Below are 24,731 nucleotides of genomic sequence, written 5' to 3'. Positions count from 1 at the left end.
GACGACGTCAACTCTATGGAATTTACAGTGAAGCAGATTGCTGCCCTGCTCGGCGGTACAGTTGATGGGAATGAATCTCTGAAAATCAGTCAACTGTCCAAAATAGAAGAGGGTAAGGAAGGCAGCATCTCTTTTTTAGCGAATCTGAAATACGAACAGTACCTGTATACAACAGCCGCGTCAGCCGTCATTGTCAACCAGTCTTTTCAACCCCGGCAACCCGTTCAGGCTACCTTAATTTTCGTAGATAACTCCTATTCCGCTTTTACAAAGTTACTGGAGCAGGTAAACCGGCTCCAGCCCACAGAAAAAGTTGGCGTGGAGCAACCCTCCTTTATCGCCGAAACAACCCGGATCGGCGACCGGGCCTACCGCGGGGCCTTTTCGTACATTGGAGAAAATTGCCTGATTGGCAGCAATGTCAAAATATACCCACAGGCTTATATTGGTAACAACGTCACCATCGGTGACAACACGATTATTCACGCCGGCGTACGGATCATCGACAATACCGTAATTGGTCAGAATTGCGTCATCAAACCGAATGCGGTGATTGGCAGCGAAGGTTTCGGATTCGCTCCCGAACCCGACGGAAGCTATCGGGCGATCCCGCAGTTGGGCAACGTCATCATTGAAGACAACGTCAGCATTGGGGCCAACACCACCATCGATTGCGCCACGGTGGGTTCCACCATCATCCGGAAAGGCGTCAAGCTGGACAACCTGATTCAGGTGGGGCACAACGTTGAAATTGGCCGAAACACGGTTATTGCGGCCCAGTGTGGCATTGCCGGTTCCGCCAAAATTGGCGAAAACTGCGTCATTGGCGGACAAAGCGGCATAACCGGTCACATTGTCCTGGCCAACCGCACGAAAGTGGGGGGACGTTCGGGCGTTACCAAGTCCGTGAAAGAAGAGGGAGTGTCGCTCAATGGCATGCCTGCTTTCGAGGTAAAAGACAGCTTGCGATCGGCCCTTGTGTTTCAACGGTTGCCGTCACTCGAAAAACGCATCGGGCTATTAGAAAATAAACTAAACAATCAGTAGTTACAAACGAACGGTTTCCTACGGAATGTCCGTTATGAAGTGACGATAATAGTCTTCTGGTCAGAAGCTTACGGAATGAATACCAAACAGCAAACAATTCAAAAATCGGTCTCGGTCTCAGGTGTGGGGTTGCATACAGGCGTTACGGCAACGATGACGTTCCTGCCCGCACCCGCCCATCACGGTTACAAATTTCAACGTGTCGATTTGCCGGGTCAGCCGATTGTCGATGCGGATGTCGATAATGTGGTCGATCTGTCCCGCGGCACCACCCTGGAGCAGAACGGCGCGCGGATTCATACCGTCGAACATGCCCTGGCCTCGCTGGTCGGGTTGCAACTCGACAACATTTTGATTCAACTCGACGGCCCCGAACCGCCCATCATGGACGGCAGCTCGATCAAGTTCATCGAAGCCTTGCAGGATGCCGGAATTGAAGAGCAGAATGCGTACCGTAACTATTTCGAAATCAACGAATACGTTCATTACAAGAATTCCGAAAAAGACATTGAAATTGCCGCTTTACCGCTCAACGACTACCGGCTCACCGTCATGGTGGACTACAATTCGCGGGTCATCACGAGCCAGCACGCGTTTCTGAACGACATCAGCCAGTTTTCGTCGCAGATTGCGATGTGCCGAACCTTTGTGTTTCTGCACGAACTGGAAATGCTCTACAAACAGAACCTGATCAAGGGCGGTGATCTGACCAACGCCATCGTCATTGTGGATCGGGATGTGCGCGAGGGCGAACTGGATTACCTGGCCGATCTGCTGAACAAGCCGAAAGTTAGCGTCAACAAGAAGGAGGGAATCCTGAACAACCTCGATCTGCATTACCCGAATGAAATGGCCCGCCATAAGCTGCTCGACCTCGTTGGCGACCTGGCCCTGGTGGGACGGCCCATTAAAGCGCAGATTCTGGCGGCCCGGCCCGGCCATGCGGCCAATGTGGCTTTTGCCAAAAAGATCAAGAAGCTGATGCAAAAAAATGCCGCGAACACGAGCCCGGCCTACGACCCGACTCAGCCTCCGGTGTATGACTTTCATAAAATTGCCAGTCTGCTCCCGCACCGCTATCCGTTCCAGATGATCGACAAAATCATCGCCCTGGACGAAAGCAGCGTGGTCGGGGTGAAGAATGTAACGATGAATGAGCAATATTTCATGGGACATTTTCCGGGAAATCCGGTGATGCCGGGCGTATTGCAACTTGAGTCCATGGCCCAAACCGGCGGAATTCTGGTGCTGAGCACCGTTCCGGATCCGGAGAACTACTGGCCCTACCTGATCGGTATCGAAAACTGCCGTTTTCGCCGGAATGTCGTTCCGGGCGATACGCTGATTTTTCGTTGTGAGTTTATCTCGCCCATGAAGCGGGGGATCGTCAAAATGTCCGGCCGGGGATACGTCGCCGGACAACTTGTCTGCGAAGCCGAAATGATCGCCAGTCTTGTTAAGAAAAAATAGGTTTAAGGTTTGAATTTCAACGTTTAAGGATGCGTTCCATTCCAACGCCCCGCTTTAAACGGAAGACGTTAAACCGAAAACGTTAAACCACGAAGTTGAATGATTCAACCACTTGCATACATCCATCCTGATTCTAAAATTGCTCAAAACGTTGTTATCGAGCCATTTGCAATCATCCATAAAGATGTCGAAATCGGTGAAGGAACATGGATCGGCTCCCATGCCGTTATTAATGAGGGCGCGCGCATCGGCAAAAACTGCCGGATTTATCCGGGAGTCGTCATTTCGGCCATTCCCCAGGATCTGAAATTCAAAGGCGAATATACGCTCACCTTTGTGGGCGATAATACCACCATTCGGGAATACGCCACGGTGAGCCGGGGAACCGAAGAACACCGCCGGACCGAAATTGGCAGCGATTGCCTGATCATGGCCTATGCGCACGTTGCGCACGATTGCCGGATCGGGAACCACTGCCTCATTGGCAATACCGTCCAGATGGCAGGCCATGTTCAACTCGGCGACTGGGCGATCATCAGCGCGTTCAGTGCCGTACACCAGTTTGCCAAAATCGGAATTCATTCTTTCATTTCGGGTGGTTCGCTGGTTCGGAAAGACGTTCCGCCGTTTTCCAAAGCCGCCCGTGAACCGATTACCTACGCCGGGATCAACTCCGTGGGGCTGCGTCGGCGCGGCTATACCAACGAGCAAATCAACCAGATTCAGGAGATTTACCGGTATGTCTACCTGCGAGGGTTGAACAACGCCGAAGCGCTCACCCGCATTGACCTGGAACTGCCTCCTTCCGACGAACGCGACGAAATCGTCAACTTCATCCGCAACTCCGAACGCGGCATCATGAAAGGCCCGTCGGGGCGGGAAGTAGGGGAGTAAAAATAATGATGAGTTATGAATGATGAATTATGAATGGGCTGGCGCGTGCAAACATTCATCGTTCATCATTCATCATTCATAATTCTTATGAAAATCACCACCGAACGACTCAGCAAGCGCTTCCGGCGCGAGTGGATTTTCCGGAACGTTGATCTGACGATGCGGGCCGGAAACAGCTACACCTTCGTCGGGCCCAACGGCAGTGGGAAATCGACTCTGCTCCAGACCCTCGCCGGCGTTTTGCCCGCTTCGGAAGGGACCATACACTATACGGTTCAGGAAAAACCGGTCGAAATTGACGACTGGTTCCGCCACCTGGTGGTAGCAGCACCCTACCTCGAATTGATTGAAGAATTGACGCTCCTCGAATTGCTGACGTTCCACCAGGCTTTCAAACCGTTCAAAAACCAGCTTACGCCCGACCAGCTTTGCGAGCTGATGTACCTGAGCCACGCCCGGAACAAGGAAATCAAAGCGTTTTCGTCGGGCATGAAACAACGCGTGAAACTGGGCCTGGCATTTTACTCCGAAGCCGCCATCGTGATGCTGGACGAACCCACCTCCAACCTCGATAGGCAGGGCGTCGCCTGGTACCGGGAGCGCGTCCGGCTGCTTTCCGACCAACTGGTTTTGATTGGCTCCAACCAGCCCGACGAATACGATTTCTGCCCCAATGTCATCGACATCAGCCGCTGGAAGTAATTTCCCGGCATTCTTAATGCTTTAAATTGTCCCTCAAAACGACTTTTCAGAAACATACAGTTGCAACTCTTCGCGTCGTTATGGAGTCATGGTGATTGAGACAAAAGAAGTTAGACAAGAGAATAGAGAATTGGCATTTTGAGAAGTATAGGCACGTGTCTTTACTCTCTGGTCTCAACGGTCCGCCGTCGCAGCTCTTTCCTCTAAAATGATTATCTTGAAATTCTTTACTGATGTCGCGGGTCTATGTGCAGAACGTTTACTTTCGCTTTATTTTTCGTGCTTTTGGGACTGCTGCCTTCCGCCTTCGCTAAGGCTCCGGGCGGGGCCGTACGGTTTGTGCAGAACAAAGGCCAGTGGTCGCCGGAAGTGCTGTTCCGGGCCGAATTACCGAGCGGTTTTTTGTTCCTGAAAAAGCAGTCGCTCCACTACGTTTTTTACGATACCGAAACCCTGGATCGTCTTCACTCGGGGTCGGTTAACCAGCCCGCAGCCCGAACCGCAGCGCCCCCCGAACGCGCCGAACCGCTGGTGAATGCCCACGGCGTGGACGTACAACTGCAAAACAGCCTGCCCACGGCCCAAATTGAAAGTAAAAACCGCGTTTCTGAACACCATAACTATTTTTTGGGTAACGATGCCAACCGCTGGGCGAGTGCTGTTCCGGCTTTTGGCGAAATCGTTTACCACGACATTTATCCCGGTATCGATCTGCGATTATTTGCCTATTACCAGACGATGAAATACGAGTTTCTGGTAAAACCGGGCGCCGATCCGTCGGTGATCCGATTGCGGTATGACGGGGCGTCGTCGGTCCGTTCGGAAAAGGGACAATTGGTAATTGAAACTAGCCTCTTGCCCTTTCGGGAAGAAAAACCGTATTCGTTTACCGAAAAAAACAACAAAACCACAGAGGTTCCGGCGGATTGGGTGCTGGAAGATAAAACCGCCACGTTTCGTTTTCCAAACGGCTACGACAAACAGCAACCGCTCACCATCGACCCAACCCTGATCTTTTCAACCTACTCAGGCTCGGTCAGCGACAACTGGGGACATACCGCGACCTACGACAACGACGGCAATCTCTATACTGCCGGAACCGTGTACGGAACCAGTTTTGTGCCAACCACCGGCGCGTTTCAAACCCGGTATGGGGCCGAAATGGATGTGGCGATTATGAAATTCAGTCTGGACGGCAAGCAATTGCTGTATGCAACTTACCTGGGCGGAGCTACCGGAGAAACGCCTAATAGTCTGATTGTGAACAGCAAAAACGAGTTGCTGATCTACGGCGTTACCTCATCGGCAAATTTCCCGACGACCGCATCGGCCTACAGCCGGAAATTTGCGGGCGGTACGGGATACATTCCCATTGGAAATGGATTGCCCGAACCGGGCAGTCTCTACGGAACCATCTACTTCCGAACCGGAACCGATTTGTTTTTAGCCAACCTCAGCACCGATGGCCGGACCTTGAAAAGCAGTACGTATGTCGGCGGTTCGGCGAACGACGGCATCAACGTGGCCGATCAGTATCTCGGCATCTACAATTACGGCGACGACCTGCGGGGTGAAATTATGGTCGACAAAAACGACAATGTGTATGTGGCCACGGTTTCGTTTTCCGCTGATTTTCCGGTGACGGCCAACGCTCCGCAGCCCAAGCTCAATGGCCCGGCCGATGCGGTTTTGCTGCAATTGAGTCCGGATTTAAGTCAGTTGCGTTGGAGTACGTATTTTGGCGGAAGTGGTTACGACGTCGCCTACGCGTTGCGAATCGGCGAGTCGGGGTCATTGTACGCCGTTGGGACGACCCGGAGTGCGGATTTGCCCGGTATCGCTGGAGCTTTTAAACCCACCATCGGCGGTCGGGAAGACGGTTTTCTGGCCAAATTTTCCAACAACCAGCTCGAACGAAGTACCTATCTGGGCACTACTGCCGACGATGCCGCCTACCTAATCGACCTGGATCCGCAGGAAAATCCGCACGTATTCGGACTAACCCGGGGGACGTACGCGGTTACGGACAGTGTTTACCAAAATGCCCGAAGCGGCCAGTTCATTCACGCATTCGACCCCACGCTGTCAAAAACCATCTTTTCAACGGTGATCGGTTCCGGTAGGGTAGGGCCGGATATTTCGCCGACGGCTTTTCTGGTGAACGAATGCGGCAATATTTATTTGTCGGGCTGGGGCGGCAACGTGAACGTCCGGAGTGCCAATGTCAACAGCAGTACGCGTGGGTTGCCTGTCACGGCGGATGCCTTCCGAAGAACGACCGATGGCAGTAATTTCTGGCTGGCGTTGCTGGAGCAGGGCGGAAAATCGCTTTTGTATGCCACCTATTTCGGCAGCGAAAACCCGGTCGGGCGCGGTGACCATGTCGATGGCGGAACCAGCCGTTTCGACAAAAGCGGGGTCATTTACCACGCGGCCTGTGCCTGCGGAGGATCGTCCTTTCCGGCGACGGCCCAGGTGTGGTCGACAACCAACAAAAGCCCCAACTGCAACAATGCGGCCTTCAAATTTGACATCGACCGGCTGAAAGCCACCTTCGATGCCTATCAGGGAACGCAGAAAGACGTCATTCAGGGATGTACGCCATTGACGCTCAATTTTGTCAACACCAGCGAAGGCGGTATTACTTACGCGTGGGATTTTGGCGATACCGGCACCTCGACTAACCCGGCGCAGGTGAGCCACACGTTCGATAAGCCGGGGGAATACACGGTTACGCTGACGGCCTATAACCGGCTGACCTGCAAGCGGGTCGATGTGGCGCAGAAAGTGATTAAAGTCTTTCCTGCCAATTTCAAGATCAGCAAAGACACCACGATTTGTCCGGGGCAGCCGGTTCAACTATTGGCGGAGGGGGGCGCCACCTACGCTTGGACGCCCACGCAGGGATTGACCAGCGCGACGGTGGGCAACCCGGTGGTGAATCCCACCAAAACCACCACGTACTCCGTAAAAATCACGAACGAAAACGGGTGTTCGACCACCAAAAACGTGACGATTACCACCGATGATTCCTTCCGGCCCGTTGCCGAGGTGCGGCTCAGTTCGGAATGCGGGCGGCCCATGAAAGTGGAACTGGTCAATAAAACCACGGGAGCCACCGGCCTGGCGTGGGCGATGGGCAATGGTGACACTCTGCGGACTAATTCGCCCGAGCCGTATCAATATCCGCAATCCGGGCAGTATGAAATTACGGTAACGTCCTCCAAAAACGGGTGCAGTCTGGCACTCAATCTGCCGGTTATCATTGAGAATATGAGTGAGGTTCCGAACGTCGTAACGGCCAACAACGATGGGAAAAACGATGTGTTCAACGTGGGATTCACAGGAGCAAAGCTGGAGATTTTTAACCGTTGGGGCAAACTGATTTACCGCAGTGAGAACTACACGAACACCTGGGGAAATGAGGCACCGGGCGGCTTGTATTATTACCTGCTGACGACGCAACGGGGAACACAGTGCAAGGGTTGGGTGGAGGTGCTGGAGTGAGTTTTCGTAACCAATTGAAGATTCTTTAAGCTTCGTCATAGAATTTAATATTAGAATTCCCATTGAATTCCAACCTATATTTCTGCAATATATAAAGTTTACTTATATATTGCAGAAATATAAGCTGCTACCCTAAATTCTATGATAAAATCACTCTATTTATCCGCTCTAATCCTGGCTGCCGTGATCAGTGTAGCTGATGCACAGACCGTTGATGCGCAGGTTTCAACGGATAGTGTGTATACTAAAGTGGATCAAATGCCTCAGTTTTCGGGTGGGATGAAAGCGCTGATGAAACTGGTAGATGGAAATCATCATTACCCAAAAGAAGCCCGGAAGAATAAGATCCAGGGCAAAGTTTTTTTAGAATTTGTTATTCACGAAGATGGAACACCCGGCAACTTTAAAGTAACCCAAGGTTTGGGCTATGGGTGTGATGAGGCAGCGTTGGAGGCATTCAGAACCATGCCCAAATGGGTGCCGGGTAAACTGGCGGGAAAACCGGTAAAAGTAAAGTTAAGAACCGCTTATCTGTATGGGATGTAAGGAAGACAGGATTTGAAATATCCTGCTAAACAGTTGGGTAATTGATGTTTGCGGAAGTGTTCATCCTATGAACTTTTTAAGTACCTTTAATGGCACTTAAATTACCAACGATATGGTATTGGCATGGTTTATATCCGTCGTTATCCTGGCCTGGTATTGCGGAAAAGCACTGCGCGCCCCTGGCAAACCGAATTGGCATAAAGCAATTGTGTCTACTCTGTTCTGGCCCTTATCCATTCTGACGAACTGGCAGGCGGAAAAAGAGGAGAAAAAATGAGTGTAAATGCCTGAACCTTAAGCTGAGACCACGGTTTTGACGATGTCCTCTACGGTATAAAAAACCGTACTATCGGCGTATGCCTCCAGTACGTCGGCGCGGGTGTAGCCCCAGGCAACGCCACCGAAGGCAATACCGGCTTCTTTTGCAGCTTCCAGGTCCCGAATTTCATCGCCGACACAAAGAACTTCGCCGGGCTTAACGCCAACTTTTACCAGGGCTTTTCTGAATTTGTACTGTTTCCCGAACAGCGAGCTACCACAGCCGTAGTGCGTGATGAGGGCTGCGGTTTCGGGGCCCAGCACCCGGCGGATATTCTCTTCCGAATTGGAACTGACGATGGCCAGCCGGACGCCCTGATGCGACAACTGCTTTAACAGATCGGGCACACCCTCAAACAACGGAATTTGCGCAATGTCTTTGCCCATCTGGCGAATAAAGGCATTGGCAATGAGCGGTATTTTCCAAGCGGGCAGCCGGGCGTTTTTCATCAACTGACGGGCATCCATGCCCCGGAGCTGATCGACATTCTCAGGATCGATGGGTGGAAAATGATAGGTCTCTGCCAGCACGTTTACCGTTTTCAAAAAATAGGGAAAGGAATCAGCCAGCGTGCCATCGAAATCGAAAATAACCAGTTTGTAGTTCATAGTAATCGTTGTTTACTTGCAGATTTAAACGCCTGAAAGGCACTTTGGATTGGAACTTGTTCCGGGCCAATGCCGACAAACTCCCAAATGTCAGGCTGATAACCGGTTTTTCCATCCATTCCCATCCAACTTTCTTTTCTATTAAAAACTTTTTTTTCAAAACCGCGTAGGGGGAGAGCTTCCGACGCGGGTCATAGCAGCATACAACAGCAAATACATCCACAAATCGCTATGACAACCATGAAATTCACCACCATTCTTTCCGCTTTTTTTCTTTTCGCTCTGGTGTCGCTGACCTCCTGCGACTTTGAACACGTCGGCCCTTATGAAGAAGACGACCGCTCGTTTGGCCTGACCAACTTCGACCGGCTCGATATGGGCAGTGCCTTCAACATCAGCGTTGAACAAGGCAGTAACTTTAGTATTGAAGCCCGCGGAAACAGCCGGGATCTCGATGATCTCGAGATCTACACCCGGGCCGGTACGCTGTACGCCCGCTATCGCAATGGCTCGTCGCGGAACCGGCGGTACGACATGAACATCACCATTACGATGCCGACCCTGCGGGGCGTCGATTTTTCGGGCGCTTCGCGGTCCGACATCACCGGTTTTCAGGGATTGCGGGATTTCGACATCAAACTAACGGGCGCATCCCGTTCAACCGTCGATCTCGACGCCGACCGGACTAACATCGATCTGTCGGGCGCATCGGATCTCGACCTCAGGGGAGCGAGTGGGCTGCTAATCGGCGAACTGTCGGGAGCCAGCAAAGTAGAAGCCTTTGATTATCCGGTCGATGAAGCCGAACTGGATTTATCGGGAGCCAGCACGGCCCGTGTCCGGGTATCGAAACGGCTCGAAGTAAAAGCCAGTGGCGCCAGCAGCGTGCGGTATCGGGGCGCACCCGAGGTAAAAACCAACATATCGGGTTCAAGCACCGTGCGCAAGGACTGATTTCAAAGATGAAAGAAGTGAGAGTAGAGAAAAAAGACTTTTTAACCAAAAAGGAGCACTTGTCGGTGCTCCTTTCTTTTGTACTTGCTTTGCAAAAGCTCAGAAGTTGTTTGAATTAAGGCCGGAGGCCTGTCCTGTCAATAGGCAACCTACATCAGCTAGTGACAGACCGCCCTTCCAGGGCTCTCCCCGGTTAACTCAAACTGCTTGTCAGTCAATCGCCTGCGCTACTTCCAGTTCCTGCGGTTTTTTCGGTTTTACTTTCTTTCCGGTAAACCGGGCGATAATCCGATCGACCACCAGATACATCGATGGAACGATCAGCAACGTCAAAATCAGCGACGACGTCAGACCGCCGATGATGACCCAGGCCATCCCGTTTTTGGTTTCGGCACCGGCACCACTGGCCAGCGCAATCGGGAGCATCCCCAGAATCATCGCCAGCGTAGTCATCAGAATCGGGCGCAACCGCTCTTTTCCGGCTTCGATCAGGGCATCGACCACATCGTGCCCTTCGGCTTTCAACTGATTGGTAAAGTCGACGATCAGAATGGCATTTTTGGCCACCAGACCGAGCAGCATGATCATCCCGACAATCGAGAAAACCGTCAGACTTTCCATCGTCAGGGCCAGCGCCAGCAAGGCGCCTACCAGGGCTACCGGGATGGAGAACAGGACGACGAACGGATAAACCACGCTTTCGTAGAGTGCCACCATGATAAAATACACCAGCAGAATGGCAATCATCAACGCCAGTCCGAGGCTGCCAAACGCGTCGGATTGTTGCTGCAACTGACCCAGATACTGAATCGAAACGCCTTCCGGCAGCTTCACGTTCGCCATTTTGGTTTGAATATCCGTACCAACGGTTCCCACCGGACGACCCACCACCTGGGCGTTAACCGTCACCGAAGAAAGCCGGTCGATGCGTTCCAGCACGCTTTCGCCAATTTGTTCCTGAACCTGAGCAAACTGCGAGAGTTCAAACGTTTTGCCCTGGTTATTGACAAACGTCAACCGGCTGATGTCTTCCGGTTTGGTGCGATCGAACTGATCCAGGCTGATGAGAATATCATACTCATTCCCCTTCTGCTTAAATTTCGACAGGTCGTTACCCCGGAAAGCATTCTGCAACGCAATCCCGACTTCAGAAGCATTGATCCCCAATTGGGCCATTTTATCCCGGTCGAGATTAACCGTTACTTCCGGTTTTGGGTCTTTTACCGAATACTTCACATCCTGCGTGCCCGGCACCGACTGGGTCACTTCCTTCACCTGCGCAGCGGCTTTCCGGATGTCGGCCAGGTTCGTTCCTTTCACGGCAATCTGAATCGGCGCCTGCGAAGCTCCCACAAGACCCACCGGAACAACCGTTACTTTCACGCCCGGAATTTTTCCCACTTCTTCTTTCAGCAATTGACCGAAGCTCTCAGTCGATATGGTGCGCAGTTTTTTATCGATCAGTTTCACGTTCAGATCGGCAATATTGCTGTTCGAGGAGGTAGCAATCCCGCTGCTGGTATACCCCACATTGGTGAACACATTGGTCACTTCGGGGTGTTTCATAATAATTTGCTCCGCCCGCTGCGCTACGGCATTGCTCTGATAAATGGAAGCCGTTGGTGCGAGCTCAATCTGGATGCTCATTTCACCCTGATCACTGGCCGGCATAAAAGCGCCCCCGATAAAACCGGCAGGAACTAAGGCAATGGAGCCCACCAGCAAGGCAAAAATCCCGATGAACACGTAGCGTTTGTGGCCCAGTACCCAGACCAGAATCCGGCCATAAGCGGCCGTCAGCCGGTCGATCAGGCTTTCAAAGCCCAGGTTTAGACGTCCCCACAAAGAGCTTTTGCTGAGGACTTCGATCTTGCCGAAGCGCGATGCCAGCAAAGGCGTCAGCGTAAAGGAGACGAGCAAACTCATCAGAGTCGAGAAAACCACCACCAAGGCAAATTCCCGCAGGATGTTCCCGATCAAACCGCCGGTCATGGCCAATGGCACGAACACCACGACGTCCACCAGCGTAATCGCTAAAGCGGTGAAGCCAATTTCACTCCGTCCGTCCAAAGCTGCCGTCCGTTTGTCTTTCCCCATTTCGAGGTGGCGGTTGATGTTTTCCAGCACCACAATCGAGTCATCGACCAGAATACCGACCACCAGCGATAAGGCCATCAGTGTCATCAGGTTCAGCGAAAAACCCATGATGTACATGAGCGCGAAGGTCGGAATCATCGACGATGGCAGGGCCACCAGCACGAACATGGCCGAGCGGAAACTGTGCAGGAAGAGCAGCATGACCACCGACACAATCAGGATCGCCAGTCCCATGTCAAAGACGACGGCATTGGCCGAAGCCAGGGTGTAGATCGACTGATCGGAGGCAATGTTGAATTTCAGCTTGAACTGGCTGTACTGTTTTTCCAGTTGCGTCAGCTTGACCTGCGTCAACTGGCTGACTGATACCGCATTGGCATCCGACTGTTTCTGAATTTGCAGCCCGATGGCCGGCAGGGCATTGATGTGGTTGATGGCGGTCGGTTTGGTGGTTGCGTCCACCACTTCGGCCAGATCCTTGAGCAACACCTGGCTGCCGTTGGTTTTGCGGACAATGATCAACTCGCGCAGGCGGTTGGTCGTTTCGACGGAAGCATCAAAACGAATCGAATACTGTGACTCCCGCGTTTCCAACTGACCGGCCGGATAACTGGTATTGGCTGCGTTGATGGCCTGCGAAACCTGACCAATCGACACGCCGTAGGCACGGAGTTTTTCCGGGTTGACGTTCACCTGAATTTCGCGTTCGTTCCCGCCAATGACGTTGACCTGACCCACGCCGGAAACGTTCGACAACTGCGGTTTGATATCATTATCGATCAGGTCGTACAGCGCCGTCGGTGACATATCGGCCGTAACGCCCATCCGCAAAACCGGGATTTCGTCGGTCGAGAATTTGTTCAGAATCGGGCGGTCGGCTTCGTCGGGCAACAGGTTGACAATCTGCTCTACTTTGCGCTGGGCATCCTGCTGGGCCAGGGTGGTGCTGATGCCGTTTTTAAGCTGAATAATCACAATGGAGGCTCCTTCCTGCGAGGTTGAGGTCATGCGATCCAGCCCTTCCAGCGACGATAGGGCGTCTTCAATGCGCTTGGTCACGTTGGTTTCCACCTCGTCGGCGGAGGCTCCGCGGTAGGTCGTGGCCACGCTGATGACGTTGGCTTCGAACTTCGGCAACAGGTTGTAAGACAGTTGCTTGTAACTCAGTGCCCCAAACAGGATGAGTACAATAAAGATGGTGATTACCAGCAACGGACGTTTGACCGCTATTTCGGATATGGACATGGTTTGAGTCGTTTAAGCCGTGGGTACGGTTATTGGGTGATCTGTACGGTTTTGCCGTCGCTCAGGTTCAGTTGACCCGTCGTTACCACCTGATCGCCAGCCGATAACCCCTCCAGCACTTCGATGGAATCGTCGAATTCCCGGCCTACTTTGATGATACGTTTCTGCACGGTAGTGCCATTCACCACATAGACGTACGGATTCTTGATGCTCTCGACCAGGGCCATGCGCGGAATTTGCAGGGCTTTCTGGTTGGATTTCTGCGAGAAATCAACGTTGACAAACGTTCCGGCTTTCAGTCCACCGGCGTTGTCGATGGTGATCTCAACCGGGTAATTGTGTTCCTCGGTTCCCTGCGGAGCGATGTACGAAATGCGGCCGCTGAACGTTTTTCCCGGAAACACATCCGCCAACACGCGGACCGTCTGGCCTTCGCGCAACCGGTACACGTCGCTTTCGTTGACTGGCACCTGCACTTTCAGCCGGGCTACGTCCAACACCGTTCCCAACACCGTCCCGACCGTAATGTATTCGCCCGGTTCGATGTTTTTCTTCACAATCCGGCCGCTGATCGGCGCTTTCACGTTGGCATCCGCAATCTGCTTCTGAATCTGCTCGGCCTGATTGACGGCGTTTTCGTAGTTATATTTTGTCTCATTCAACTGAATTTCAGTGGTTGCATTGCCCGCCAGCAGCGTGGTATACCGCGTCACGTCTTTTTTCAGCTTTTCAATGTTCAGTCGGGTGGCTTCCAGCGACAGTTCTTTCAGTTTGTTATCCAGTTGAACCAGCGTCGCGCCCTGCCGGATCGAAGAACCCAGATCAAAATTCACCTGCGTCACTTTGCCGGCGGTTGTGGCCGTAATGTCGGCTTCCTTGAACGGAATCAAATTGCCGGTTTTGACCAGTTGCTGGCTAACGGTTCCTTCTTCAACCGGCGCAACGGTCACCGGAATGGCGGTGTTGGTGTTAGTCGGCATCTGGTTTTTTTCATCGATTTTCTTCTTGTTGGAAGCCAGCCGGAAGCCGATGAGCGACGTAATGGCCACGAGAGCGACGATGACGATAATGGTGGTCTTTTTCATTTTATTCGGTTGTATTTAGCAATCAGAGCTGGTTATAGAAAGTTAACAACGTGCCCTGCGATTGTTCCAGATCGAGCCGGGCCTGGTAAAAATTAATGAGCGAATTGATGTAGTTTGACTGTGCTTGCCGGTATGAATTGTCGGCGTTGATCAGATCCGTCAGCGGTTTGGTTCCCTGCTTATATTGCAAGGTCGTGATGTTGTAGACCTCCTGGGCCAGCTTCACGGTTCGTTCGTCGTTTTCGGCGTTCAGTTTCGCTTTCTGAATTTGCGATTGGGCATTGCTGAACTGGAGTTGATACGAAGCCGTATTCAATCGTTGCTGTTCTTCCTGCGTCAGCACGGTTAATTTCGCCTGTTGCACCTGCGCGTCCCGCTGGAATCCGTCGAAAATGGGCACATTCAAGCGAAGTCCAATGCTGCCGTACCCGATAAAGTTCTTGAAGGCATTGTCGAATTGATTTGCGAAGTTCAGCGTACCGTAATTGGCCGTAAAATTCAGTGCAGGCATATAACCGGCCCGGATCCGCTGGAGTTGCAGCCGTTGCAGCGCCAGGTTCGTCTCGGCCTGCTGAAAGGTCACCAGATTTTTGGCGTCGAACTGGGTTTGTTCCACCACGGGAGCCACTTTCATCAGCAACGAGTCCGACAGGGTCAGCGGCTGATCCTGCGATAAGCCCATTTGGTATTTCAGACGGTTCAGGGCCAGGTTTACATCGTTCTCAGCCAGCGACAATTGCGAACGGGTGTTGTTGTAACTCACTTCCGTATTCGTATAATCCACGGGTTGAATCACGCCGTTATCCCGTTGCAGTTTCAGAATGTTCAACACCTGCTGCGTCCGCTCCAGGTTGTCTTTCAAGAGGGCGATCTGTTGCTGGGAAATGAAGACCTGGTAGTAATTGCTCGTGATGTTGTAAATAACGTCTTCGCGGGTTTGCCGGTTGTTGAGGTCGGCCAGTTGCTGATTCGGTTTATTCGCCTTGAGACCGAGCAGTAAAGCTTTGTCGTAAAGCGGCTGAGTGAGCTGAGCGGAAACGTTGTTCTGGTATTTTTGACCGAAGGTCAGCCGGATTGGTTCGGGCGACAGCGGTCCCGCCGGGATGATGGACGTTTGCAACTTGACGTTATCCGTAAATGTCGCTGAGCCCGACACCTGTGGTAAATAAAGCCCCAACGCCTGACGAGCCTGCTGGTGGGCGGTTTCAACCTGATAGCTAGCAATCTTCACGGTTCCAAAATGCTGAAGACCGTAATCAATGCACTGTTTCAGCGACCAGTTCGTCTGCGCCAAACCGGGCAGCGAAGCGGTTAATGAGAGGGATAAAAAGAGGGCAACGATCTTTTTCATAATTGGGAATAAACGAAGAAAAACTTATATTGTTGATAGGTCTACTGTTGATATGTCAACAATATGGATAAATAAAAATCAACTTTCAACCAAAGCTGTCAACTTCCGGAGGAGTTTGAGCAGCGTATCGACCTCTTCCGGATCAAGCTGGCTTCGCACTTCCTCGTCCTGCCTTTTGGCCGCTTCGATAATCTGATCGATAATCATCTTGCCGGCCGGGGTCAACTGGATCAGGTTTTTGCGTCGATCGATGCTATCCGGGGTAATCCGGAGGTAGCCGTCGCGTTCTAGGGTACGAATAGAGCGTTGAATGCCTGATTTGTCCTTCTGTAACGCATTGGCAATGTCCTGTTGCGAAAGCAAGCCATCGGGCGCAAAGTTGACGACAAAAAGCACCGGAAGTTGTTCATACTGGAGCGTAAAACCGGCTTTTGCCAGATCCCGGTTGGCCTTCTTGGCAACCTGGTGTAAAAAGTGGTTGACATTGAATACCACGAATCCACCCATCTGATTGAATATCTTTTCCCGTATACTGATTTCTTCTTGCGTGATCATGGTCACAAACTTATAATAGGTTGATATATCAACCAAATTTATTCTGAAAAAGTTTTGTATTTTTTGAGGATGCGGTCAATGCAAAGGATGAGCGGTAAAAGCTACCCATTCTTCATCAGCCGGTCGGCCAACGCGGGTGAGAGACGCTGGAGTAGCCGGAGCAGTTTGGTTTTCCCGATCCGGCTTTCGAACTGGTTCTTCCGAAAATGGCGAATAAACTCATCCACCAGTTGCTGGGGCGTGAGTTTACCCGTTCCCCGGCCGGCCGTCATGGGCGTATCAACCAGCGCCGGAATAATTTCGAAGACGTTTATGCCGGTTTTCTCAAGCTGATACCGCAGGGCTTTCGTGGTCGTGTGAATAGCGGCTTTGGTTCCGCAATAGACCGGCGCCGATTTTTTAGGCGCATAAATCAAACCGGATGACACCGTCACCAGAGCGGCCTCGGGGTGTTTCAATAAGATCGGCAGAAGGCCGTAGGCTAATTGCAACGGGCTGGTCAGGTTAATCGTGATTTCGTCGCTGATTTTCTGATACCCATCCGATTCGGTTAGCCAATCGTACGGGTATTGAACCCCCGCATTGTTGATCAGCACATTGATGTCTGGATAATCCTCCCGGCACCGCCGGATCAGGGCCTTGACCTGCATCGAATCAGCAAGATTGCAGGGAATGGTGTCGATGTCAGGCAATTGACGGCGGAGGTTGGATAACTTGCCCGGATCGCTGGAAACCACAATCAGCCGGTTGCCGAGTTCATAGAACCGCCTTACCAGTTCATACCCAATGCCCGAAGTGCCGCCGGTCAGCAGAATCGTATTGTTCGTGACTTTCATAGAATAGGCTGTCAATTGATAGTAAACCACTGAAAGAGAGTTTACTGACGCATCTTTTGCCGCCAAAACTACCGGACACGAAATGAAAAAAAAATGACATAGGTAAAGGAATCAGCGCTGTGCTATTTTTCGCCGGATGCGGCTTAACTGCGTCGGGGTGACGCCCAGATAGGAAGCAATGTGGTATTGCGGAATGCGTTGTTCGAGGCCGGGATAGTGTTGCTGGAAGAGCGCATAGCGGGTTTGGGCATCCAGCAAAACAAGTTCAATTTCCCGTTCTTCTTTCTGAACAAAAAACCGTTCCGCCAGCATCCGGGCCGCCCGTTCGAGATCGGGAGCGCTGTCATAAAGGGCCGAAAGGGCCGCAAAATCGGCAACCAGCAAGCGGCAGTTGGTCAGGGCCTGCTGCCAGATCTGGTTGGGTTTGCCGGTAATCAGCGAGGCATAACCACCCGCGAAGGAATTCGGGATAAAAAAATGCTTGTTGTATTCCGTACCGTCCTGATTCCGGTAAAAGGCCCGGATGATGCCTTCCGTTAGAAAGCCAATCTGCGCGGCTTGGCGTCCCTCTTCCAGAAAAAACTGGCCTTTTGGCAACCGGATTTCCGAAAAAAGCGGTTCCACCCTTTGCCAGGTTTCAGGACGAAGGGGTGTGAGGGTGTTCAGGAAGGCTTTTAAGGTTTCCAAGAATCCACAGTGCCTAAACCGCATACCGGCCGGTAGCCGAGTAATGCTTCAGCTCGATGGTATCACCCGGCAGCGGTTTGGTATTCCAGTGGTGGTGAATCGCCAGGGCCGACCCCAGGGCCGTCGCCTGCGCCATCGAAGCGGCAAACACTTCAATTTGTGGAAAAGCCGATGCCAGCAAATTCATGTAAATCGGGTTTTTGCTGAAGCCACCATCCACAAAAATGCGCTTGACGGGCGAGTTTTCCAGCACCAGGTTGGTGGAGATCAACTGTTGCGACACAATGTCGAGCATCAACTGGTGATAAGCTTCTTCGTAGGACCGGAAAACCGACAAATCGCGGTGGCGGAACAACGATTCCTGGAGCGGGGGGGCTTTGACGCCCTCAAACCGGTTGTCGGAATTGGGCCGCGATTCCCGCAAATACTGAATCAGTTCCGAATCAAAATCGACCTGCTTGTACTGATCGACCGGTGTCTGGAAATGGGCGGCAATTCGTTTGGTCTGCTGTTCGTGTTCATACCCCGCAAACAGACGCGACGCCTTGATCGGCTGGCCCTGGTAATGCAGGTAACACAGGCAATCGTACTGCAACTCCTCCGCCGTCAATGGAATGGTATTGAACGGATTGAGGCTGATGGACCAGGTTCCGGTCGAAATCAGCACAAACGGTTCCTGAAAAGAGGCCAGATAGGGGATTAAAGCCGCCGAACTGTCGTGCAAACCGACGCCGACCTTGAGCGGATGGTTCAGCCAGATGGCGTTTAGCACACTGTCCGATGTGAAAATAGGGCCAAAAAGTTTATCCAGTTGCTCGGCAATGACCCAGTCGTGGTATTGATTTTTGTTGAAATCCCACAGCATCGTGTGGCAACCGATGCTGGTGACGTCTGTCAGCACCTGTCCGGTAAACAGGTAACTCAGGTACTGGGGTAAATGCAGCGAATACCAGATCCGGCGGAACAACTTCGGTTTGTCGTACTTGATCCGGTACAGCATCAGGCCCGAATTCAGGCTGTCCAAAGCCGGGGAAGCGGTTTGCATCGCCAGCGTCGTTTCGTCGCCGTACGTGCTGTAGAACTTTTGCCGGATTGCGGCCGGATACGGTTTCAGGTAATTATAAAGGTAGCCGATGGGGCGGCTTTCCTCGTCCAGATGGACAAAACTGGCTCCGTAGGTCGAAAAATTCAGCGCCCGGATGTCAAACTCAGGTAACTGCAAGACTTCCCGCAACAGGGTCTGCACCCAGCCTGTGAGTCGGGTCAGGTCTTCGCACGGATCGCCATCGTCGTCCACGATTTCGTCAAACGGTTCCGATCGCTCCCACACGATTTCGTACCGTTCGTTAAACAGAAATAGCTTCTTGTTCGTCTTCCCGACGTCGAAAATGGCAATAACGGGCGTTTTCATATTTAATGAGTGAATGAGTGAATGAGCGAATGAGTGAATAAAGTACCATGAATCCGGCAGGTTATTCACTCATTCGCTCATTCACTCATTCACAATTGAATTTAAAGTCCTGTGGCGATGGTTTTCAGGCCGCGTTCGCCGATAAGTTGCTGGCGAATGTTCAATTGTCGGAAGAGAGCCAGGGGTTGCAAAGCGCCACCGGCCCGCCGACGGGCTTCGGCCACCAGGGGCCGGACATCGGTGCGGTAGGCTTCCTGCAAAATCTCCTGCGCCTTCACCACATCGTTGGCGTCGCGGGCTTCTTCCAAAGCCGACCGGTCGACCAGCAGTGCCTGCGCGTACGCTAGCTGAATGGCTTCGACCGATTGCAGCAAATCTTCCAGCGGATCTTTGACGTTGTGGCTGGCGTCGATCATCCAACCCAAATCGGTCGCATGGTTCATGCCCTTGGCATCCATGCCTTCGATCAACTCGTTGAAAATCAGAAATAACTGATACGGTCGAATGCTACCCACCGTCAAATCATCGTCGCCGTATTTGGAGTCGTTGAAGTGAAAACCGCCTAATTTGCCTTCCATCAACAGCAATGAAACGATTTGCTCGATGTTGGCATTCGGCAGGTGGTGACCCAGATCGACCAGCGTGTAGGCTTTCGGTCCAAGTTTATTGGCAAATAGGAGTGATGCACCCCAGTCGCCGACGGTCATCGAATAGAAATTGGGTTCAAACGCTTTGTATTCGACGAAGACCTTCCAGTCGTCGGGCAAAGCTGCGTAGATTTCCTGCAAACTTTCCTGCGTGCGTTCAAACGCTTTCCGGAAATTAAGCTGTCCCGGAAAACAGGAACCGTCGGATAGCCAAACCGTTAATGAGGTGGAGCCCAGTGCCACGCCGTGTTTAATCACGTCGATGTTGTGGTCGATGGCCTGTTGCCGAACCGCCCGGTCGACGTGTTGCAGGGAACCAAATTTGTAGCTGTGTTGCTGATTGGGCTGATCCTGAAACGTGTTGGAGTTCATGGCGTCAAACCGCAAGCCGAAACTGGCCGCCAGACTTTTGATGGCTTCGCCGTCCTTCGGAATGTCCCACGGAATGTGCAGCGAAATCGCCCCGCTCGATTGGTTGAGGGCGTGCAATAGGCCCACGTCCTCGATTTTTTCTTCCAGCGAACGCGGTTCTCCACCGCCCGGAAAACGCCCGAACCGGGTGCCGCCGGTGCCGAGCGCCCAACTCGGAATAGCAATCTGAAAATCGATCAGCTTCTGAATGATGGGTTCGGCATTTGCGATTTCATCCGTCCAGTAGGATAGCTTACGCTGGTGCGCTTCCAGTGCCTTCTGGTTATGATCGGCTATTTTATACGCTTCGAGTTGCATAAGGATTTAGGATTTTAAAAGAGTTATTTCGCGGAGTTAAAAAGAGTTTATCAGAGAAAAAAACTCTGCGTACCTATGATTTACTCTGCTAAACTCTGCGAAATAACTTCTTTCTGCTTTCTATCGAACAAATGCCATCGCTACACCACCATCCACGTTCAGGACGTTGCCGGTGGATTTGCTCAACAGTCCGCCGACGAAGGCGAAACAGGCGTTGGCAATGTCGTCCGGCAGAATGATTTCGTTCAGCAAGGTGCGTTTGGCGTAATACGCTGGCAGTTCGGCCACCGTCACCCCGTAGGCTTTCGCCCGGCCTTCGGCCCAGGCACCCGCCCAGATTTTGCTGTCGGAAATCACCGCATCCGGATTCACGACATTGACCCGAATGTGGTCTTTGCCCAGTTCGGCGGCATTGAGTCGGCTCAGGTGCAATTGAGCGGCTTTGGCCGAACCGTAACCCGCATTGTTCGGCCCGGAAACCAAACCATTTTTGCTGGCAATGTTAATGACGTCGCCCCCCAGTTTCTGCTTCCGCATGATCTCAACGCCCTTCTGGGTGACCAGAAACTGGCCTTTTACCAGGACATCATACAGCAGATCCCAGTCTTTTTCGGTGTGCTCTTCAATCGGTTTCGAGATCGACAGACCGGCGCAGTTCACGACAATATCCACCCCGCCAAACGCCAGCGCAGCCGCTTCAAAGGCCTTGCTAATGGTTTCGGCACTGGTTACGTCGAGGGTTGCGGAGGTGTGCGTATCGCGACCGTATTGCTGGCGGAATTCCTCATCCGCGCCTTTCAACCGTTCCGGATCGTTGTCGTTGATAACCACCACCGCGCCTTCGGCGACAAACCGCTTGGCAATGGCTTTTCCGATTCCACCGGCACTGCCCGTGATCAGCGCAATTTTGCCCGACAGCGGTTTGGGCTTCGGCATCCGTTGCAATTTTGCTTCTTCCAGCAGCCAGTATTCAATGTCAAACGCTTCCTGACGCGGCAGGGAGGTGTATTCCGAAATGGCTTCGGACCCCTTCATCACATTGATGGCGTTGGTATAAAACTCAGCCGCGACGCGGGCGGTTTGCTTGTCTTTGGCGAAAGCGAACATTCCGACCCCCGGCCACAGAATAACTACCGGGTTTTTATCACGGATGCCCGGACTGTTCGGGTGTTTGCACGTTTCGTAATATTCCTGGTACATCGCCCGGTAGGCTTCGTACGCCGGAGCCAGTTTTTCCTGAATCGCTGCGGCATCCGTCACGTCCTCGTCCGGTTTCAGATCGAGCACCAGCGGGCTGATTTTGGTGCGCAGGAAGTGGTCGGGGCAGGAGGTTCCCAGTGGGGCCAGCCGCTCCAGGTCGTTGGAGTTGATGAATTCCAGCACGCGTTCATCGTCCGAAAAATGGCCGACCATCGACGTGTTGTTTGAGCAGAAACCGCGCAGAACCGGTGCCAGTGTGGCGGCTTGTTTCAAACGGGCGTCTTTGTCCAGGCTTTCCAGTTTGGAACCGCCGAAAACCGGGCGGGTTTTGCCGTAGTTTTCTTCCAGGTATTCCGCACATTTCTCAATGACTTCCAGCGTGTTGATGTAGCTTTCGTAGGCCGTATCACCCCAGGTGAACAAACCGTGTGAGCCCAGCATGATGCCCCGGATACCCGGATTTTGCTCCAGACATTCGGCCATTTTCAGGCCCAGGTCAAAACCGGGACGTTGCCATTCCACCCAGCCAATGGTGCCGTCGAACAGTTCCTGCGTAATTTTTTTGCCGTCTTTGGCAGCCGCAATGGCGATGGCCGCATCCGGGTGTAGGTGGTCGATGTGGGCAAACGGCAGAAAACCGTGCAGGGGGGTATCGATCGACGGCGCTTTGGAGGCTAAATCGAAAATGCAGTGGTTGAATAGCTCGACCATCTCATCTTCAAATTCGATTCCCCGGTAGATGTTTTCCAAACTCCGCAGCCGGTCGACGTAAAGAGCCGCCAAACCGCTGCGTTTCAACGTGCCGAGGTCGCCCCCGGAACCTTTGATCCACATTACTTCGGTATCTTTGCCCGTCAATGGGTCTTTAGCCGTTGTTTTGCAGGACGTGTTCCCTCCGCCGTAGTTGGTCAGCCGGAGGTCGGCACCTAAAAGGTTAGAACGATAGATGAGGAGGGCTACTTCGTCACCGGCCAGTTGAGCGGCTTTGGCTTCGTCCCACAAGTAGCTTACATGACGAAACTCGTTCGCCTGCCGTGTTTTGTTCGTACTGAGCATATCGAATTGATGTCGGAACGCCGACGCGATTGAAACTTCAGAGCCTTATTCTGTACTAAAAAGCGGTTTTAACCAAATTATACCCAAAGATAATGGCTTCCGACAGGCTTACTTTCATGTACTGTCCTATTTTGTGCCTGAAAAATGAATTTTCTGTCTGTCAATCTGTCCCTTTTCGGACGGCAATCCGCCAATTGAGTGCGTTTAAACTCTTTTCTGTTAATTGGGTTTTTTTAATAAAGAATATAAAAACTGTATGTTGACCGTCGCACCCGTAACCATTCGGAAAATTAGCCAAGCCCATGAACCTCAGGATCACAGCGATTTGCTGGCAGTGGAAGAACCACTGGAAATCCGCCTGGGGTTTGGCCCGCCCGACGACCGCCAGCAGCGCAGCGTGGCCGTGACGATGCGGACGCCGGGCCACGATGAAGAACTGGCCCTGGGCTTTTTATTTACTGAAAATATACTTTCTACGCCTTCCCAAATCATTTCCGTTCGCCATTGCGTCACCAATTCGGAGAAAAAAGGCAATGTTCTCCGTGTTGAACTGCAACCGGACGTGGAAATCGACTGGCACCGGCTCGAACGGCACAGTTATACGGCTTCCAGTTGCGGGATTTGCGGAAAAGCGTCGATTGAAGCCGTTCAAACCGTTTGTAAAAAACCGCTTCCCGGCGATTTTGCGGTCGATTCGGAAATCATCCACACCTTACCGGAAAAACTGCGGGCTGCCCAACGGACGTTTGACTATACGGGGGGGCTACACGCAGCGGCTTTGTTTGATGAAACCGGGCAGTTGTTGCTGGTTCGGGAAGACATCGGGCGGCACAACGCGCTGGACAAACTCATCGGTGCGGCTTTCTGGCAGGGCTGGTTGCCGTTGAGCCGGTTTGGGGTGCTGGTCAGCGGGCGCGTCGCGTTCGAACTGGTGCAGAAATGCTGGATGGCGGGTGTTCCGCTGCTGGCGGCTGTGGGTGCCCCGTCGAGCCTGGCCGTGGAACTGGCGAATGAAGCCGGGATGACGCTGCTCGGTTTTGTCCGGGAAAACCGGTTTAACAATTATACGCCGGTTAGGAATGTTGTATAGCCCTGAAATTGAATGAATTGGATTGGGTAGCCCACGGTCAGAACCGTGGGCATTGATGATTGCGATACCTACTGCTTCAGGGCCGCCAGCCCCTGCACAGCCGAGGAGTCGGTGGGCGTATTGAGCAAAGCCCGGTTAAACAGTCCGCGGGCTTCGTTCGCTTGTCCCAGCATGTATTTGGTCCAGCCCAGCATGAGCAGGCTGTCATGATCGAAGGGATACAGTTTGAGTACCTTCTGAAAATAGACCTCGGCGGTTTTGTATTCCTTGCGGTAATAAAATACCAGCCCCATTCGATAATTGGTAACGGTATGGTTAGGGTCGAGTTTTAATACCGCCTGGTATTGTTCCGTTACCAGGTCCCAGTGGTTAAGGCTTGAGGCCGGTAGCGCGTAGCCCAGCCGGGCTTCAATGGAAGTTGGTCGCTGCATGATTGCCTTTTCGTAGTAGGTAACAGATTCGGGTAATAAACCGGCGAGGTAGTGGAGCCAGCCTTGCCGCAGGTTGATTTCATACGAATTGTCATTCGTTTTCTTCAGAGCTGCGATGGCTTGTTTATACTCTTTTTTGGCTTCCAGTGTATAGCTTTCCTTGAAAGCATTTAGCGTTTGGGCGTGTAGTGATGCCAGAGAAATGGCCCAAAAAACAAGGATGGCAGCAGTTTTTTGTGTGGTTTTCATCGTGTTAGGTAATTT

Annotated in this window: 20 protein-coding genes; 9 read left to right on the top strand and 11 right to left on the bottom strand. The window is 52.3% G+C overall.

The annotated features are described in order from the left end of the window. The first annotated feature begins 15 nt into the window (after positions 1-15). The 7 genes from lpxD (at position 16) to F0P93_RS31605 (ending at position 8,443) form a co-directional block, all read left to right on the top strand. A complete protein-coding gene (lpxD, locus tag F0P93_RS26780; RefSeq protein WP_150880803.1) occupies positions 16-1,047 on the top strand; it encodes a UDP-3-O-(3-hydroxymyristoyl)glucosamine N-acyltransferase in 1,032 nt (343 codons plus the stop codon). 75 nt (positions 1,048-1,122) lie between these two features. Then, the gene (locus F0P93_RS26775; RefSeq protein WP_114407410.1) at positions 1,123-2,517 is read left to right on the top strand and encodes a bifunctional UDP-3-O-[3-hydroxymyristoyl] N-acetylglucosamine deacetylase/3-hydroxyacyl-ACP dehydratase; all 1,395 of its coding nucleotides are present in this window, start codon (positions 1,123-1,125) and stop codon (positions 2,515-2,517) included. Between the two features lie 99 nt (positions 2,518-2,616). After that, complete coding sequence (gene lpxA / locus F0P93_RS26770) at positions 2,617-3,411, top strand: acyl-ACP--UDP-N-acetylglucosamine O-acyltransferase (RefSeq protein ID WP_114407409.1); 795 nt, start codon at positions 2,617-2,619, stop codon at positions 3,409-3,411. An 87-nt stretch (positions 3,412-3,498) separates the two neighbouring features. After that, positions 3,499-4,113 (top strand): ABC transporter ATP-binding protein, encoded by a 615-nt coding sequence (locus F0P93_RS26765; RefSeq protein ID WP_150880802.1) that lies wholly within the window; start codon positions 3,499-3,501, stop codon positions 4,111-4,113. A 279-nt stretch (positions 4,114-4,392) separates the two neighbouring features. After that, entirely contained in the window at positions 4,393-7,620 is a 3,228-nt protein-coding gene (locus F0P93_RS26760; protein WP_225309658.1) for a T9SS type B sorting domain-containing protein, read from the top strand. A gap of 141 nt (positions 7,621-7,761) precedes the next feature. Further along, positions 7,762-8,166: an energy transducer TonB gene (locus F0P93_RS26755; protein WP_150880798.1), complete on the top strand. Its 405-nt coding sequence runs from the start codon at positions 7,762-7,764 to the stop codon at positions 8,164-8,166. A 112-nt stretch (positions 8,167-8,278) separates the two neighbouring features. Beyond that, a complete protein-coding gene (locus tag F0P93_RS31605) occupies positions 8,279-8,443 on the top strand; it encodes a hypothetical protein (RefSeq protein ID WP_191908927.1) in 165 nt (54 codons plus the stop codon). 17 nt (positions 8,444-8,460) lie between these two features. Here F0P93_RS31605 and F0P93_RS26750 read toward each other — a convergent pair whose 3' ends face one another. Continuing rightward, complete coding sequence (locus F0P93_RS26750) at positions 8,461-9,093, bottom strand: HAD-IA family hydrolase (protein ID WP_150880796.1); 633 nt, start codon at positions 9,091-9,093, stop codon at positions 8,461-8,463. Between the two features lie 231 nt (positions 9,094-9,324). On the opposite strand from F0P93_RS26750, the gene F0P93_RS26745 reads away from it, so the two are divergent. Beyond that, entirely contained in the window at positions 9,325-10,047 is a 723-nt protein-coding gene (locus F0P93_RS26745) for a head GIN domain-containing protein (RefSeq protein ID WP_225309657.1), read from the top strand. Positions 10,048-10,257: 210 nt separating this feature from the next. Here F0P93_RS26745 and F0P93_RS26740 read toward each other — a convergent pair whose 3' ends face one another. The 9 genes from F0P93_RS26740 to F0P93_RS26700 all read right to left on the bottom strand — a co-directional run bounded on the left by F0P93_RS26740 (position 10,258) and on the right by F0P93_RS26700 (position 22,946). Beyond that, positions 10,258-13,389 carry an efflux RND transporter permease subunit gene (locus F0P93_RS26740; RefSeq protein WP_150880795.1) on the bottom strand — a complete coding sequence of 1,044 codons (3,132 nt, stop codon included), beginning with the start codon at positions 13,387-13,389 and terminating at the stop codon, positions 10,258-10,260. Positions 13,390-13,418: 29 nt separating this feature from the next. Next, positions 13,419-14,474, bottom strand: a complete 1,056-nt coding sequence (locus F0P93_RS26735) for an efflux RND transporter periplasmic adaptor subunit (RefSeq protein WP_150880793.1) — start codon at positions 14,472-14,474, stop codon at positions 13,419-13,421. 22 nt (positions 14,475-14,496) lie between these two features. After that, the gene (locus tag F0P93_RS26730) at positions 14,497-15,825 is read right to left on the bottom strand and encodes a TolC family protein (protein WP_150880791.1); all 1,329 of its coding nucleotides are present in this window, start codon (positions 15,823-15,825) and stop codon (positions 14,497-14,499) included. A gap of 78 nt (positions 15,826-15,903) precedes the next feature. Further along, entirely contained in the window at positions 15,904-16,380 is a 477-nt protein-coding gene (locus F0P93_RS26725; protein WP_150880789.1) for a MarR family winged helix-turn-helix transcriptional regulator, read from the bottom strand. 101 nt (positions 16,381-16,481) lie between these two features. Next, complete coding sequence (locus tag F0P93_RS26720; protein ID WP_150880788.1) at positions 16,482-17,216, bottom strand: SDR family oxidoreductase; 735 nt, start codon at positions 17,214-17,216, stop codon at positions 16,482-16,484. Between the two features lie 111 nt (positions 17,217-17,327). Further along, positions 17,328-17,903 carry a Crp/Fnr family transcriptional regulator gene (locus F0P93_RS26715; protein ID WP_150880786.1) on the bottom strand — a complete coding sequence of 192 codons (576 nt, stop codon included), beginning with the start codon at positions 17,901-17,903 and terminating at the stop codon, positions 17,328-17,330. A 13-nt stretch (positions 17,904-17,916) separates the two neighbouring features. Further along, positions 17,917-19,314 carry an FGGY-family carbohydrate kinase gene (locus tag F0P93_RS26710; protein WP_150880784.1) on the bottom strand — a complete coding sequence of 466 codons (1,398 nt, stop codon included), beginning with the start codon at positions 19,312-19,314 and terminating at the stop codon, positions 17,917-17,919. 101 nt (positions 19,315-19,415) lie between these two features. Further along, a complete protein-coding gene (locus F0P93_RS26705) occupies positions 19,416-20,690 on the bottom strand; it encodes a sugar isomerase (protein WP_150880782.1) in 1,275 nt (424 codons plus the stop codon). 120 nt (positions 20,691-20,810) lie between these two features. Continuing rightward, the gene (locus tag F0P93_RS26700) at positions 20,811-22,946 is read right to left on the bottom strand and encodes a bifunctional aldolase/short-chain dehydrogenase (RefSeq protein WP_150880781.1); all 2,136 of its coding nucleotides are present in this window, start codon (positions 22,944-22,946) and stop codon (positions 20,811-20,813) included. A gap of 256 nt (positions 22,947-23,202) precedes the next feature. Here F0P93_RS26700 and fdhD point away from each other — a divergent pair, with 256 nt between their 5' ends. Further along, positions 23,203-24,036 (top strand): formate dehydrogenase accessory sulfurtransferase FdhD, encoded by an 834-nt coding sequence (gene fdhD, locus F0P93_RS26695; protein ID WP_150880779.1) that lies wholly within the window; start codon positions 23,203-23,205, stop codon positions 24,034-24,036. A gap of 68 nt (positions 24,037-24,104) precedes the next feature. Here fdhD and F0P93_RS26690 read toward each other — a convergent pair whose 3' ends face one another. Beyond that, complete coding sequence (locus F0P93_RS26690) at positions 24,105-24,716, bottom strand: tetratricopeptide repeat protein (RefSeq protein WP_150880778.1); 612 nt, start codon at positions 24,714-24,716, stop codon at positions 24,105-24,107. Positions 24,717-24,731 lie beyond the last annotated feature (15 nt).

Origin of the sequence: Larkinella humicola (genome assembly GCF_008727875.1) — a bacterium.
Lineage (GTDB): Bacteria > Bacteroidota > Bacteroidia > Cytophagales > Spirosomataceae > Larkinella > Larkinella humicola.
This window is presented reverse-complemented; position numbering and strand designations above follow the sequence as displayed.